Here is a 14,082-nt window from a genome sequence, read left to right on the forward strand (position 1 = left end):
GCTCCTTGCGTTTCAACGCTGTACGAGTGTCATTTCGAAGCTGTAGGAGTCGGCGCGGTACACGTGATGGCCGGTTTCAATGTGCCGGCCGGTATCGTCCACGGCAGTGCGCTCCATGGTGACCAGGGCGGACCCTTCGCTGGTTTCCAGCTTGGCTGCCTGGTAGTCGTTGGCCGTCATGGCGCCGATCCGCTGGGTTGCCAGCCGGAAGTTGACGCCGCCGCGGCGGAGGATCGAGTAGAGGCCTTCGGCGGCGAGCATGGCTTCATCCATGGCGGCGATGTCGTCGCGGACCCAGTTCTCCATCAGGGCCAGCGGTTTGCCGCCCACCTTCCGGAGCCGGCTGAAGTGGTAGACCTTGGAGCCTGCGGCCAGCTGGAGTGTGGCGCGGATGGCGTCGTCGGCCTCGATGTGGGCGAAGCTCAACACCTCCGTGGTGGGCTTTTTGCCGTTGTTGGTGAGGTCGTCGTAGAGGCTGGACAGTTCCAGGGGCCGGCGGACCTGGCTGGACACAACTTGGGTACCCACCCCGCGCTTCCGGACCAGCAGCCCGGACCGGACCAGTTCATCCATCGCCTTGCGCATGGTCGGCCGGGACAGGTTGAGCTGGGCCGCCAGGTCGATCTCATTGTCCAACCGGCTCCCCGGTTCCAGTACCCCGCTGTAGATGGCGGCCTCGATGCCCTGGACCACCTGGTGGTAGAGGGGTACGGGGGAGGAGCGGTCGATGCTGAGGCCCAGGTTGTTCGCCACGGTGTGTTCCTGTTCTGGTTGCGGCATCCACCCGGTGGGGCGTGAACGGCCGCTTTGCCGCTATATGTTCGCTTGATAGGACATACTTCCTATTCGATCGTAGCAGGCCCGTGGAGCCGGTCAAGGCGGGCCGGAATCCAAGCCAGAAAGGCGCCGGGAGGTTATTTGTTCTGACATCAGTACTTTTTCTTGACGACACTCGTTAGAGCGCTCTAAAGTCAGTGGCACGCATCACATTCCTGACCAGCGCTCCTGGTCCCAAGAGAATCTGAGAGGCAACAATGCTGTTGCAGAAACAAACCATGGGCGCCACCGGCACCCAAAGCCGCGGATACCTGGCCCGGCTGACCGTCATCTCCACCCTTGGTGGCCTGCTCTTCGGCTACGACACCGGCGTGATCTCCGGCGCCCTGCTGTACATGAACGACTCGCTGAACATGACCGCCGTCGAGGAAGCCACCGTGGTGAGCGCCCTGCTGTTCCCCGGTGCCGCCGTCGGCGCCCTGACGGGCGGGCGACTGGCGGACAAGCTGGGCCGCCGCGGCTCGCTGCTGGTCTGCGCCCTGCTCTTCCTCTTCGGCGCCATCGGCTGCGCGATCGCCCCAAACGTCCCCTTCATGATCGCCGCCCGCATCCTGCTGGGCCTCGGCGTCGGCGCCGCCGCGGTCACCTGCCCCCTGTACCTCGCCGAAATGGCGCCGGCCCGCCTGCGCGGCCGCATGGTGACCATCAATGAACTCATGATCGTCACCGGCCAGATGCTCGCCTTCGCCATCAACGCCCTGCTCGACGCCCTGATCCACGACACCGAAGTGTGGCGCACCATGCTGGGCATCGCCTCGCTGCCCGCGCTGGCGCTCCTCGCCGGCATGCTGCTGCTGCCCGAATCCCCGCGCTGGTACGCCATCCGCGGCCGGCTGGAAGACAGCCGCCGCGTCCTCAACCTGAGCCGCACCCCGCAGGAAGCTGCAGCCGAATTCGAGGAGATCGCCCAGGCCGCCCGGACTGCCAAGGAGGAACGCGGCCACGCCTGGCAGGACCTCAAGAACAACCCCTGGATGCGCCGGCTGCTCTGGATCGGCATCGGCCTCGCCACCGTGCAGCAGGCCACCGGCATCAATACCGTGAACTACTACGCCCCCACCATCCTCGAGAAGAGCGGGCTGGGAGTGAGCGCATCCCTGGTGGCAACCATCGGCGTCGGCGTCACCTCCGTGCTGATGACCATCCTGGGCATCTGGCTGCTGGGCTTCATCGGCCGGCGGAAAATGCTGGTCATCGGGTTCTCCGGTGTTGTGGGCTCGCAGGGGCTGCTGGCCATCGTGTTCCTGCTGCCCCAGTCCGACCTCGCCAGCTACATCATCCTCGCCGCCATGATGCTCTTCGTCGCCTTCGTCCAGTGCTTCATCGGCACCTGCGTCTGGCTGCTCCTGTCCGAAATGTTCCCGCTCGCGATCCGCGGCTTCGCCATGGGCATCGCCGTGTTCGTCCTCTGGACGGTCAACGCAGCCATCTCCTTCCTGTTCCCGATCGTCGTCAACGCCCTCGGGTCCACCGGAACCTTTGGCCTGTTCGTCCTCGTGAACATCGCGTCCCTGGTCTTCGTGGCCAGGTGCGTGCCTGAAACGAAGGGCCACTCCCTGGAGGACCTGGAAGCCCACTTCCGCGGCGGCGACATACCCGCCCGCGTCTAGCCAGCCACAACATCCCAGCGGGGTCAGGTCCCGCCCGTCCCGAACCTCCGGGCGGGCAGGATCTGGCCCCACCTTCCTGTTGTGCAGCCGGCACGGAAAGCAGCACGCGGACGACGCCGGCTGGCTAGGGTGGGTGCATGACCAACCTTGGGCCGGCTCCGCACAGCCTCGAAGTCGAAGACCTCGACAGCTTCGACCGGATGGTAGCGGCCGGAGCCGTCCGGCTGCGTCGCTGGCACGCGCAATCGCTCGACCTGCGCGGAAGGTCGGCCGCCCTCGCCGGACTCGACGTTGAAGGCGCCATCTTCCTTGGCTGCACCTTCGACGAGGGAATGGAGGCAAGCCTGCGCAGCCGGGGAGCGCTGATCTTCCCCAGGCTGGAGGGGGTGCCGTTCAACCCGTACCGGTCCTCGCTCTACACGCCCGCCGAGCTTTATGCGGGGCTGGCCGGGTCACGGTACGAGGAACTGCCGGACGCCCGGATCTACCAGTGGAGCATCCAGCCCGGCCTGCGCCACCGGGTGGATGCCACACTGGCGTCGGCACTCCATGACCATGCCATCGGCGACGCGCTGGACGAGCTGATGCGGGGAGCGTGGGCGGGGCAACGGGTGGTTGGCGTGATGGGCGGACACGCGGCCGGGCGCGGCAGCACCGGTTACGCGCAGGCAGCGACGCTTGGCAGGCAACTGTCGCGCAGTGGTTACGCCGTCGCTACCGGCGGGGGACCCGGCGCCATGGAGGCGGCCAACCTGGGCGCGTACCTCAGCCAGGCGGACGACGGCGGCCTGCAGGTTGCGCTGGACATGCTCGCGGCCGTCCCCGGCTTCCGCCCCTCGGTGTCGGCCTGGGCGCGGGTGGCCGCCGCCGTCGTCGAGCTCTTCCCGGACGGGACGCCGTCGCTGGGAATCCCCACCTGGTTCTACGGCCACGAACCGCCCAACTACTTCGCCACGCACATCGCCAAGTACTTCGCCAACTCAGTCCGGGAGGCGATCCTGCTGGAACTGTGCCAGGGCGGCATCGTCTTCCTGCCCGGGGCGGCCGGGACGGTGCAGGAGATCTTCCAGGACGCCTGCGAAAACTACTACGGCGCCCGGGAAAAGATCACGCCCATGGTCCTGGTGGGCCGGGACCACTGGGAGCACGAATACCCGGCGTGGCCACTGCTGCGCAGCATGGCCGCCGGGCGGTTGATGGAAGAACGGATCTTCCTCGTGGACACAGTGGACGAAGCCGTGGCGGTCCTGCAGGGCTGACCCGGGTTACCCCGCGGGCCGCGGCACCCCGGCTGCGCTACAGGTCCTTCCGGCATTGGGCCTTGCTGAGCTCATAGAGTCCATTGAGGTCCCCGGCGGACAACCCTTCGGGAGTGCCGATTTCCGGGAACATCAGCTGCCGCGGATCCTCAACGTGGTCAAGGCCCATCACGTGGCTTAGCTCGTGCAGGACCACCGCGGTGGCGTACAGGTGGCCGTCCGGGTTCAGCAGCTCGTTGGCGATCTGCGGCGCGTCCAGGTCCAGGCCGCCCGTCACGAATGTCTTAGGCCCGTCGTCGTAGCTGAAATGGGTGCTGCCGCCGGTGCCGATGACTTTGCCCTGCAGCTGGGGAGCGGTTTCGGGGGTGGTCCAGGCGATCAGCAGCGGTGCCCAGCGCTCGCCATAAACGTCCGGCTGGTACGGCGGCCGTTGTGCGGACGGCTGCTCGTCGGTGGTGCCGTCGTAGACGAAGGTGATGCCGGTGGCGGCGGAGATGGTGGCGATGGCCTGGGGTACCAGGTGCCCGGCGCCGGCGGGTTCAAGGGCTGCGTTGACCACGTAGTGGAGCGGCCGGCACGGCGAGTATCCCACCGGGGTGCCGTCCCCGTTGACCGCCAGGAAGCGGTACGAGTCGCTTCCGACGGCGGGCGGTTCGGGGGCGCCGAGCGGCGCGTCTTCCTCTTCGATCCCCGGGGGAGGGGTGTCCAGGCTGGCTTCGGCCGGCTGTTCCGCGCCGGCGGAACCGGACGGGCCGCCGTCTTGGCCATGGCCCTGGCCGGCCGCCGGGGGCTGCGGGTTGCCGGGCCCGATCCGCACGTCGAGCAGCTGCTGGACCCGCGGATCAGCCACCGCCATGGCACCGCCGAAAACCCCTGCCATCACCAGGGCAGCAACCAGCACCTGCCGGTATCCCAGACCGGTGCGGTCTTTGCTGCCGGTGTGCCGGGGCGGCCGAGCGTTCATCAGGCCACTCTACTAACCGACGACGGTGCCGAAGACCAGCCCCAGCAGGTACGTGACGACGGCGGCGCCCAGGCCGATGGCGAGCTGGCGCAGTCCCCGCGTCAGCGGCGAGGTACCGGACAACAGGCCCACGATGCCGCCGGTGGCCAGCAGGGAAATGCCGACCAGCACACCGGCCGCGACGAGGGCGGCCACGCCGGTCAGTCCGAAGATGAACGGCAGGATGGGGATGATGGCGCCGGAGGCGAAGAAACAGAAGCTGGACAGCGCGGCGCCCCAGGCGGTGCCCACGGCCTCGTGCTGGTCCTCGTCGCCGGGCAGTTCGGGCTGGAGGGACAGGCTGGGATCGCAGTCGCAGGACAGCAGCCCCATCCGCTCTGCCACCCGGTGCTCGGCGGCCTCGTGCGACATGCCGCGGGCCAGGTAAACCAGGAGCAGTTCGTTGTGCTCGAGGTCCAGCTTAGGCGCCGCCGCGAGAGTGACCTGGGTGGGGCGGGTGGCGGCCAGCAGTTCACGCTGGGACCGGACGGAGATGAACTCACCGGCGCCCATGGACATGGCGCCTGCCAGGAGTCCGGCAATGCCGCTGAGCAGCACCACGCTGCTCGCCACTCCGGAGGCGGCCATACCCATCACCAGGGACAGGTTGCTGACCAGGCCGTCGTTTGCACCGAAAACGGCAGCGCGGAACGTGCCGGCCAGTCTGTTGCGGCCGCGGGTGGCAAGCCCGCGGACGACTTCCTCATGGATCTGCTCGTCGGCTGCCATCGCGGGCGTGGCGTTGGGATCCTTGGCATAGGGGGAGCGGCCCTCGGCCCGCTGCGCCAGGGCCAGCACAAACACGGAGCCGAAGTGGCGGGCCAGGAACCCGAGCAGGCGGCTCCGGAAGGAGGCCGGCCGTGGCTTGCCGGCTTTATCCCCCAGCAGCGCAAGCCAGTGCGCCTCGTGGCGGCCTTCGGCCTCGGCGAGGGCGAGGAGGATGTCACGTTCCTCGCCCTGGCGGTTTTGGGCAAGATCGCGGTAGACGGCGGCCTCCGCGCGTTCGTCCGCGAGGTACTGGCGCCACCTCTTGATGTCCGACGGCGCCGGACCGGATTGTGGATGGGCTTGGTTCAACGGCGTTTTGTGTGGGCGGGCCGAATGCGGTTGTGCGTGCTGTGACACGGAGACTCCTGGGCTGGACGGGGCAGGTTGCTGCCCCATTGCAGCTGCCAGCTTACTGCGGATTTTCGCGGTTTTTTGGCCGGTAAACCTAGGCCGGGAGTTTCGGTTTACCTCAATTCCGGGCGGCTTCCGGCGCGCTGCGTCCGGTGCCTGCCAGCTATTGACCCGCCTGCACGGCGGTGTTGTGATGAAGGTGTGGCGCAGCCAGCGCCGTGGGACAACAGCACGTCAGGCGAACACACGGAGGTTGAATCATGAGCACCACCGGACAGCACCCGGACATGCCGCACCTGGAGTCCGTGGAAGCGGACCCGGCCTACGACTACGCCGAGGATGCACCCGTAGACGAGGACGACTGGGACGCGGAGGACGAGTTCCTGGATGAGGAGGAGCCCGTCGTCCAGGCGCCGCCGGTGATCGTTGACGCCGAGGACCGCGTGGTTCCCCTGGAGGACCCTGACGAGGTCCGCGAGGCCGAATAGGACAGACGACGGCGGCGCCTCCCTTCGCTGGACTGCGAAAGGAGGCGCCGCCGTCGTCCGTTGTTGTTCCGCGCGCGAGGACTGCGAAATCCCGCTGTCAGGGGGCTGTGACCGCGGCGGCAGGTGCTTCTTCGGTGTCCTGCCCGGATACGCGGCGCTGCCAGTTCCGCATAGTCTGCGCGTCGGTCGGCGGGGTGGCGAGCGAAACCGCGATGTAGGCCACAGCCGAGGCGATCAGGCCGTAGTAAATGGGTTCATTGGCATAGATCCCGTCCAAGGGTGCCTTGGCGTTGATTTCCAGGACAATCATGGTGCCGAGTGTGACAACGGACCCCGCCGCCATGGAGACCGCGGCGGCCAGTCCCGTACCGCGCTTCCACACCAGGCCGCCGAGGATTGCCACCAGGAGGCCGCCCACGAGGATGTCATAGGCGATGGTCAGGGCAGCGACGACGTCCTTGGTGATGATGGCGATCACGATGGCGATGATGCCGAGGGCCAGGACCCAGGCCCGGTTGGCCTTGACGTCGTGCTCGGGGTTGTCGGAGTCATCGGTGTTGATGTCCTTGCCGAACCAGCTGGCTACGAACGGCAGGACGTCGGCGCGGGCCACGGTGGCGGCGGCGATCAGGGCTCCGGAGGCGGTGGACATCATGGCTGCGACGGCGGCGGCCAGGACCAGCCCGCCGATGCCGACGGGAAGCAGGTTCTGGGCTACTTCGGCGTAGACGTCGTCCTTCGCGGCGATCTCGATGTTGGACACTGCAACGCTGGCGGCCATACCGATGAGTGCACCGGCAACGCCGTAGAGGATGCAGTAGATGCCGGCGGTCGCGCCGCCCCAGCGGGCAACACGCGGGGTCTTGGCGGTGAACACGCGCTGCCAGATGTCCTGGCCGATGAGCAGGCCCAGGGTGTAAACGACGAAGTAGGTGATGATCGTCTGGACGCCGATGCCGTCGATCTGGAAGAAGCTTTCGTCCACCCGGGCACGGATGCCGTCGATGCCGCCGGCGGCGCTGAGGGTGAAGGGGAGCATCAGGAAGAAGATGCCGACGGTCTTGATGACGAACTGGACCTGGTCGGCCAGGGTGATGGACCACATGCCGCCGATGGTGGAGTAGACCAGCACGATGGCACCGCCGATGGCGATGGCCAGGGCACGGTCCCAGCCGAACAGCACCACGAAGATGGTGGCGTAGGCGCCGGTGGACGTGGCGCACAGCATCAGCGTGTAGGCAAGCATCACGATGCCCGACGCTTCGGTGGCCCGGCTGCCGTACCGCAGGGTCAGCATCTGGGAAACCGTGTAGATCTTCAGTTTCTGGATGGTTCCGGCGAAGAGCAGGCTGAGGAGCAGGACGCCGGCGCCGATGGCCACCACCAGCCACATCCCCGAGATGCCGAACTTGTAGCCGAGTCCCACGCCGCCGACCGTGGAGGCGCCACCCAGGACGACGGCGGCCATAGTTCCGGTGTAGAGGAAGGGGCCGAGGCGGCGGCCGGCGACCAGGAAGTCGCTGTTGTTTTTGGTGCGGGACTTGCCCCACCAGCCGAAGGCCAGCATTGCGAGCAGGTACACCACCACGATGGCGATATTGATGACGCTTACGTCCATGTTGGCTCCTTGGAGCGGTTCGGCAGCCAGGGCTCGATCCGGAAGGGGACGGCCGGAGCCGCTGCTGAAATTCTTGGGGGCGAGAGGAAACTCTCAATAATTGCCTGACAGGCAACAAGTGTTTTCCAAAGGTTAGGCTGTGACGGCAGTAACAGTCAAGGTCGGAATAGGTAAGCCCGGAGCGCGCCATGGGCGCGTCACAGAGGAGGCGGGCCATTAGTATTGCTGCAGAGCGGGGCCGGGCAGCCGGCCATGAAAGGTTCGTAGATGAAGGCACTGCCAGTTGAGCCGAGCAACGTTCCGGTTGCCATCGGTTCCCGCATCCGGGCAGCCCGGCAGTCCCAGCGGCTCACTATCGAGCAGGTGGCCGACGCGACGGGACTGACCAAGGGCTTCCTCAGCCGGGTGGAGCGCGACCTGACCTCTCCGTCCGTCGCCTCGCTGGTAACCCTTTGCCAGGTGCTGTCCATCTCCATCGGCGACCTGTTTGCCGCTCCGGAAACGCATCTGACCAAGCGCAATGACGGCCCCCGCATCTCACTGGGCGGCCAGGGCATCGTGGAGCGGCTGCTGACCGCCCGCTCCGAACGGCGGATCCAGATCATCCAGGCGTGCATTGAGCCTCACGGGCGCGGCGAGTCCGAGCTGTACGCCGTCGACTGCGACGTTGATGTCCTCCACGTCATCAAGGGCAGCATCCGGCTGATCCTCACCAACGAGCAGTACGACCTCGAAACCGGGGACACGGTCACCTTTCCCGGCCGCGAACCGCACACCTGGGTCAATCCCACGGACAAGCCGGTAGAGGTCCTCTGGGTACTGGTTCCCGCCGCGAGCCGCTAACCCCCAACTAGGTAGCAGTAAGTGTCGTTGTGAGCGCTCATAACGACACTAACTGCTACCTGGATGCAGGACCGGTGCTGACTTTGTAAACAGTTGATGCTCATTAGAAAACCAGGGTGTATGATGGCAGTCACATCAGATTTACGACTCCTTGAAGGAGAGGCCCCTTGGAAGAGCTGCGCATCGAAGCCAACGGCAACCTTGGCCCCATCGACTCATCCCGTATTCCCCGTTACGCAGGTGCGGCCACCTACGCCCGCCTTCCCCGCCTGGACCAGGTGGCCAAGGCCGACGTCACCGTTGTGGGCGTCCCCTTCGACTCCGGCGTTTCCTACCGTCCCGGCGCCCGCTTCGGGGCCAACCATGTCCGCGAAGCCAGCCGCCTGCTGCGGCCCTACAACCCCGCCTGGGACACCAGCCCGTTCGAGAACGTGCAGGTGGCCGACGCCGGCGACATGGCCGTCAACCCCTTTAACATCAACGAGGCCATCGAGACCATCCAGCAGAACGCCCTGGACCTCACCGCGGCCGGCAGCAAACTCGTCACCCTCGGCGGAGACCACACCATCGCACTGCCCCTGCTGCGCGCCGCCGCCGAGCGCGCCGGCGGACCCATTGCCATGCTGCACTTCGACGCCCACCTGGACACCTGGGACACCTACTTCGGCGCCGAGTACACCCACGGCACCCCGTTCCGCCGCGCCGTCGAGGAAGGCATCCTCGACACCGAAGCCATCAGCCACATCGGCACCCGCGGCCCGCTCTACGGCAAGAAAGACCTCGACGACGACCACCGCTTCGGGTTCGGCATCGTCACCTCCGCCGACGTCTACTACCAGGGCGTCCTGGAAACCGTAGCCAAGGTCCGCGACCGGATCGGCAACCGCCCGCTGTACATCTCCGTGGACATCGACGTCCTGGACCCGGCCCACGCGCCGGGCACCGGAACCCCTGAGGCGGGCGGCATCACCAGCCGCGAACTCCTGGAAATCATCCGCGGCTTCCGCGGCATGAACCTGGTGGGCGCCGACGTCGTCGAAGTCGCCCCGGCCTACGACCATGCCGAAATCACCGGCGTCGCCGCCAGCCACGTGGCCTACGAGCTGGTGACCCTGATGGCTGACAACGCCGTCCCCGGCGACCGTTTCGGTGCCGCCACCGGCTACGCCGCCCAGGCCCTGGGCCAGGAAGTCCGCCGGCCCGCGGGCTTCGCAGCGGCCGGCAAGGAGTAATGCCGTGATCGATTTTGATCCGGGCAGCCCGGCCTTGCATGCCAGTGCAAAACCAGGGACAGGTGCCCGCAACGGCGGGGACCTCGTCGTCGAAACCCTCGAAGCGCTCGGCGCGAAGACCGTCTTCGGCATCCCCGGCCAGCATGCCCTTGGCCTCTTTGACGCGATGGGCCGGGGCAACCTGCACTTCGTGTCTTCCCGGGTGGAAAACAACAGCGCCTTCGCCGCCGACGGCTACTCCCGCGCCACCGGCGAAGTCGGTGTCCTCTTCCTTTCCACCGGTCCGGGAGCGCTGACCTCGCTGGCCGGCCTGCAGGAGGCGTACGCCACGGGCGTTCCCATGGTGGTGGTGGCCAGCCAGATTCCGCTCGAGGGGCTCGGCGCCCGGCGCAAAGGCATGCTGCACCAGCTCGATGACCAAAAGGCGTCGGCGGCGAACGTCACCAAAAGCCAGCGGCTGATCCAGCACGCGTCCGGCATTCCCTCGGCCATCCAGGACGCATGGACCGAGGCGATCTCCTCGCCGCAGGGCCCGGTGTGGATCGAGATCCCGCAGAACGTGCTGCTGGACCCGATCATGGTTCCGCCGGTCGAGGACGCCCTGGCCGAGGCGGCGGACAACCCGCCCCGCGTGGAACTGGTCCGCGAGGCAGTGAAGTGGCTCGAAGCCGCCGAGCGCCCGGCCATTATCGCCGGCGGCGGCACCCGCCGCGGCCATGCAGAGAAGTCCCTGCTCTCCATCGCGGAGAAGTTGCGGGCCCCGGTGATCTGCACGCCGGGAGGCAACGGAGCGTTCCCCTGGAACCACGAGCTGTCCCTGCAGTCCTGGATCGAGGACCGGTACATGACCGAGCTCCTCGAGGACGCCGACGTGCTGGTGGTGATCGGCTCATCCCTGGGGGAAGTGACGTCCAACTACTTCACCTTCGAGCCCCGCGGCCGGATCATCCAGGTGGACGCCGAGCCCCGCGTCCTTGAGTCCAACCGTCCCGGCCTGGGCATCCGTGCCGACGCCGGCCAGGCGCTGGCAGCGCTGGACGAGGCGTTGTCGGGTGAGCGGCGGGAGGCTGCGGCAGATTGGCACGGCCGGTCCCCGGAGCAGCTGGTCAAAGAATCCCTGGCAAAGGTCCGCGCCCGGCTGGAATCACAGGATCTGGCCAAGGAACTGAAGTTCATGGCCGATATTCGTGACGCCGTGCCCGCGGACATGCAGACCTTCTGGGACATGACCATCGCCGCCTACTGGGGCTGGTCCTGCTGGGACGCGCGCGAGGGCCAATTCCACTCCGCCCAGGGCGCCGGCGGCCTGGGCTTCGGCTTCCCGGCCGCCATCGGCGCCGCCGTAGGCTTGGAAACGCAGGGCAAACCCGCTGGTTCCGCTCGAGTACTCGCTGTGTCCGGCGACGGCTCCTCGATGTATTCCATCTCTGAGCTTGCCACCGCCAAGCAGCACAACGTCCCGGTCACCTGGCTGATCGTGGACGACGGCGGCTACGGCATCCTGCGCGAATATATGGTGGGTGCCTTCGGCAAGGCAACGGCCACCGAACTTGCCCGGCCGGACTTCGTGAAGCTGGCTGAGGCATTCGGTGTCCCGGCCGTCAAAGTGGCCCCCGAGAATGTGGGGGACGCGCTCAAGGCGGGATTCGCAGCCGACGGCCCGAACGTCGTCGTGGTGGAAACCCTCCTGAAGATGTTCGCCCCAACGCATCTGGACGTCTGACAGAACCCCTTATCGCAGCCGCTCGGCCCCAAAGGACCCCCGCTCCATGAAGGAGTTGGGGTCCTTTCGCGTACCCGGCCAGCAATAGTTTCCCAAAGCAACCAAATTGCGATATAGTTGCTTCAGGCAAACAAGTAAGGAGTGCCTGGAGCCATGGCAGTAAAGCCGGACACGGCAGCCGATCTCGTGTACCAGATCTTCGACCTCCAGCGCGCGGTGCGGTGTATAGCCACCGCCAACGTGCGCGGCCAGGACACCGGGGTGGCCCTGCAGGGTGTCCTCCGGTTTGTGGGGGAGGGGGAGTCCCGCGCCACCAAGCTTGCCGAAAGGCTGGGCGTCAGCGCCCCGGTCCTCAGCCGGCACATTGCCGAGCTTGAGGAACAGGGCTATGTGGTCCGCCGGCAGGACCCCGACGACGGGCGGGCCCAGCTGGTGGCACTCACCCCGTCAGGTCTGGAAAAGCTCCGCCACATCGAGGAGCAGCGGACGGCGGTACTGCAGGACTACCTGCGCGACTGGAGCGAGGAGGACGCCGGCAACACGGCGACGACCCTGCGCAGGCTCACCGAATCACTGAAGAACTCAGCCCGGGCAACGGCGGCCGGACACCCAACAACCACCCCGTAGGAGCAGACTTAATGGCAAGCCAAACCGCCGCGCCTGTCGAGGAAGCCGCAGCCCGGACCGCCGCGTCCCAGGCTTCGCCTTCGGAGATGTCGCACCGCCAGATCATGGAGGCCCTCACCGGACTGCTGGCCGCCTTCTTCACCGCGATCCTCAGCAGCACCATCGTGGCCAACGCCCTGCCCACAATCATGTCCGACCTGCACGGCACCCAGACCGACTTCGCCTGGGTCATCACCGCTGCCCTCCTGGCCAACGCCGCCACCACGCCCATCTGGGGCAAGCTGGCCGACCTCTTCAACAAAAAGGTCTTGGTCCAGCTCAGCATCATCGTCTTCGTGGCCGGGTCCGTCATGGCAGGGCTGTCGGAAACCATCCCGCTGCTGATGGTGGCACGCGTCATCCAGGGCATCGCCATGGGCGGCCTCACCGCCCTGGCCCAGGCCATCATCGGCACCATGATCCCGCCCCGGAACCGCGGCAAGTACTCCGGCTACATGGGCGCCGTCATGGCTGTCGGAACGGCCGGCGGCCCCCTGCTCGGCGGATTCATCGTGGACAGCCCGCTCGGCTGGCGCTGGACGTTCTTCGTGTGCGTGCCGCTCGCCGTCGTCGCGCTGGTCCTGCTCCAGGTGACGCTCAAGATCCAGCACGTCCGCCGGCCGGCGAAGATCGACTGGCTCGGTTCCATCCTGCTGACCTCGGGCGTGAGCCTGCTCCTGATCTGGGTTTCGTTCGCCGGCAATCCCGCCTACTACGACTGGATCTCCTGGCAGTCCGCACTGATGGTGGGCGGGGGAGTCCTCCTGCTCGCCCTCCTGGTGCTGGTGGAGTCCAAAGTGGAACAGCCCATCATCCCGCTCAAGATCATCTCCGAGCGCACCACGGCGCTCGCCATCCTGGCTTCCGTGGCCGTGGGCATCGCGATGTTCGGGTCCTCCACCTTCCTGGGCCAGTACTTCCAGGTTGCCCGCGGCGCCACGCCCACGGAGGCGGGCCTCCTCACCCTGCCGATGATCGCCGGCAACCTGGCCGGGTCGGTCGCCTCGGGCCTGTTGATTACCCGTACGGGCAAATGGAAGGGCTACCTGATCGCCGGCAGCATCCTGCTGATCGGCGGGCTGGGCCTGGCCGGCACCATGGACCACACCACCGAACTCTGGCACGCCGGTATCTTCACCGCCGTCCTGGGCCTGGGCCTGGGCATGCTGATGCAGAACCTCGTCCTTGCCGTCCAGAACACCGTCCGTGCCTCGGACATTGGCACCGCCAGCGCCTCCGTCGCGTTCTTCCGCTCGGTGGGCGGCGCGGTCGGCGTCTCAGTCCTCGGCGCCGTCCTCGCCAACCGGGTCAGCGATCTCGCCACCCAAGCCCTGGCAGCCGCAGGCATCCCGGTCCAGGGCGGCAGTGCCGGAAGCAGCATGGACCTGGCCCACATGCCGGAGCCCGTCCGCGACATCATGCGGGCCGCCTACGGTGACGCCACGGCTGAAGTTTTCCTGATTTCCGCCGCCGTGGCAGTAGTGGCACTGGTATCGGTGCTCTGTATCAAGGAAAAGCCGCTCCGCCGTACCGTGGACATCCAGAGCACCGTGGACATCCAGCCCCAGGCAAAGGAAGAAAGCACGACGACGGCGCTTGCCACGGCAGGCAAGTGACGTGCCGCAGTACTCCCCCCGGATGATCTTTCCCGGGCGCTGTTTGTCCCCGGTGGGGAGTTTCGTAG

General features: G+C 67.0%; 12 protein-coding genes. 8 read left to right on the forward strand and 4 right to left on the reverse strand.

Features of this window, described 5'->3' with window-relative positions; all coding sequences use genetic code 11:
• Positions 1-12: 12 nt before the first annotated feature.
• On the reverse strand, positions 13-753 hold the full coding sequence (locus ACYQ1Z_RS05315) for a GntR family transcriptional regulator (protein WP_459791457.1): 741 nt from the start codon (positions 751-753) through the stop codon (positions 13-15).
• 281 nt (positions 754-1,034) lie between these two features.
• On the opposite strand from ACYQ1Z_RS05315, the gene ACYQ1Z_RS05320 reads away from it, so the two are divergent.
• Positions 1,035-2,447, forward strand: coding sequence for a sugar porter family MFS transporter (locus ACYQ1Z_RS05320; RefSeq protein ID WP_459791458.1), 1,413 nt, complete (start codon positions 1,035-1,037; stop codon positions 2,445-2,447).
• Between the two features lie 137 nt (positions 2,448-2,584).
• Positions 2,585-3,706, forward strand: coding sequence for an LOG family protein (locus ACYQ1Z_RS05325; RefSeq protein WP_459791459.1), 1,122 nt, complete (start codon positions 2,585-2,587; stop codon positions 3,704-3,706).
• Between the two features lie 37 nt (positions 3,707-3,743).
• On the opposite strand, the gene ACYQ1Z_RS05330 is transcribed toward ACYQ1Z_RS05325, so the two are convergent.
• Together ACYQ1Z_RS05330 and ACYQ1Z_RS05335 are read right to left on the reverse strand one after the other, a co-directional pair.
• The gene (locus tag ACYQ1Z_RS05330) at positions 3,744-4,670 is read right to left on the reverse strand and encodes a matrixin family metalloprotease (RefSeq protein WP_459791460.1); all 927 of its coding nucleotides are present in this window, start codon (positions 4,668-4,670) and stop codon (positions 3,744-3,746) included.
• A 12-nt stretch (positions 4,671-4,682) separates the two neighbouring features.
• A complete protein-coding gene (locus ACYQ1Z_RS05335; protein ID WP_459791461.1) occupies positions 4,683-5,834 on the reverse strand; it encodes a VIT1/CCC1 transporter family protein in 1,152 nt (383 codons plus the stop codon).
• A gap of 254 nt (positions 5,835-6,088) precedes the next feature.
• Between ACYQ1Z_RS05335 and ACYQ1Z_RS05340 the strand changes: the two genes are divergently transcribed.
• Positions 6,089-6,316 (forward strand): hypothetical protein, encoded by a 228-nt coding sequence (locus tag ACYQ1Z_RS05340; RefSeq protein WP_459791462.1) that lies wholly within the window; start codon positions 6,089-6,091, stop codon positions 6,314-6,316.
• Between the two features lie 97 nt (positions 6,317-6,413).
• Here ACYQ1Z_RS05340 and ACYQ1Z_RS05345 read toward each other — a convergent pair whose 3' ends face one another.
• On the reverse strand, positions 6,414-7,934 hold the full coding sequence (locus tag ACYQ1Z_RS05345) for a sodium:solute symporter family protein (protein WP_459791463.1): 1,521 nt from the start codon (positions 7,932-7,934) through the stop codon (positions 6,414-6,416).
• Positions 7,935-8,201: 267 nt separating this feature from the next.
• On the opposite strand from ACYQ1Z_RS05345, the gene ACYQ1Z_RS05350 reads away from it, so the two are divergent.
• The 5 genes from ACYQ1Z_RS05350 to ACYQ1Z_RS05370 all read left to right on the forward strand — a co-directional run bounded on the left by ACYQ1Z_RS05350 (position 8,202) and on the right by ACYQ1Z_RS05370 (position 14,014).
• Complete coding sequence (locus ACYQ1Z_RS05350) at positions 8,202-8,777, forward strand: helix-turn-helix domain-containing protein (RefSeq protein ID WP_459791464.1); 576 nt, start codon at positions 8,202-8,204, stop codon at positions 8,775-8,777.
• Between the two features lie 167 nt (positions 8,778-8,944).
• Positions 8,945-10,009 (forward strand): agmatinase, encoded by a 1,065-nt coding sequence (speB, locus tag ACYQ1Z_RS05355; protein ID WP_459791465.1) that lies wholly within the window; start codon positions 8,945-8,947, stop codon positions 10,007-10,009.
• 4 nt (positions 10,010-10,013) lie between these two features.
• Entirely contained in the window at positions 10,014-11,732 is a 1,719-nt protein-coding gene (locus ACYQ1Z_RS05360) for a thiamine pyrophosphate-binding protein (protein ID WP_459791466.1), read from the forward strand.
• A gap of 153 nt (positions 11,733-11,885) precedes the next feature.
• Complete coding sequence (locus ACYQ1Z_RS05365) at positions 11,886-12,359, forward strand: MarR family winged helix-turn-helix transcriptional regulator (protein ID WP_459791467.1); 474 nt, start codon at positions 11,886-11,888, stop codon at positions 12,357-12,359.
• 11 nt (positions 12,360-12,370) lie between these two features.
• Positions 12,371-14,014 carry an MFS transporter gene (locus tag ACYQ1Z_RS05370; RefSeq protein WP_459791468.1) on the forward strand — a complete coding sequence of 548 codons (1,644 nt, stop codon included), beginning with the start codon at positions 12,371-12,373 and terminating at the stop codon, positions 14,012-14,014.
• Positions 14,015-14,082 lie beyond the last annotated feature (68 nt).

Source organism: Arthrobacter sp. AD-310, assembly GCF_054656615.1.

What these genes read in the sequence shown, in the direction of transcription:
- ACYQ1Z_RS05340 (WP_459791462.1), top strand. Translation starts at nt 6,089, where the DNA reads ATGAGCACCACCGGACAGCACCCGGACATGCCGCACCTGGAGTCCGTG.
- ACYQ1Z_RS05345 (WP_459791463.1), bottom strand. Translation starts at nt 7,934, where the DNA reads ATGGACGTAAGCGTCATCAATATCGCCATCGTGGTGGTGTACCTGCTC.
- ACYQ1Z_RS05370 (WP_459791468.1), top strand. Translation starts at nt 12,371, where the DNA reads ATGGCAAGCCAAACCGCCGCGCCTGTCGAGGAAGCCGCAGCCCGGACC.
- ACYQ1Z_RS05330 (WP_459791460.1), bottom strand. Translation starts at nt 4,670, where the DNA reads ATGAACGCTCGGCCGCCCCGGCACACCGGCAGCAAAGACCGCACCGGT.
- ACYQ1Z_RS05365 (WP_459791467.1), top strand. Translation starts at nt 11,886, where the DNA reads ATGGCAGTAAAGCCGGACACGGCAGCCGATCTCGTGTACCAGATCTTC.
- ACYQ1Z_RS05350 (WP_459791464.1), top strand. Translation starts at nt 8,202, where the DNA reads ATGAAGGCACTGCCAGTTGAGCCGAGCAACGTTCCGGTTGCCATCGGT.
- ACYQ1Z_RS05325 (WP_459791459.1), top strand. Translation starts at nt 2,585, where the DNA reads ATGACCAACCTTGGGCCGGCTCCGCACAGCCTCGAAGTCGAAGACCTC.
- ACYQ1Z_RS05320 (WP_459791458.1), top strand. Translation starts at nt 1,035, where the DNA reads ATGCTGTTGCAGAAACAAACCATGGGCGCCACCGGCACCCAAAGCCGC.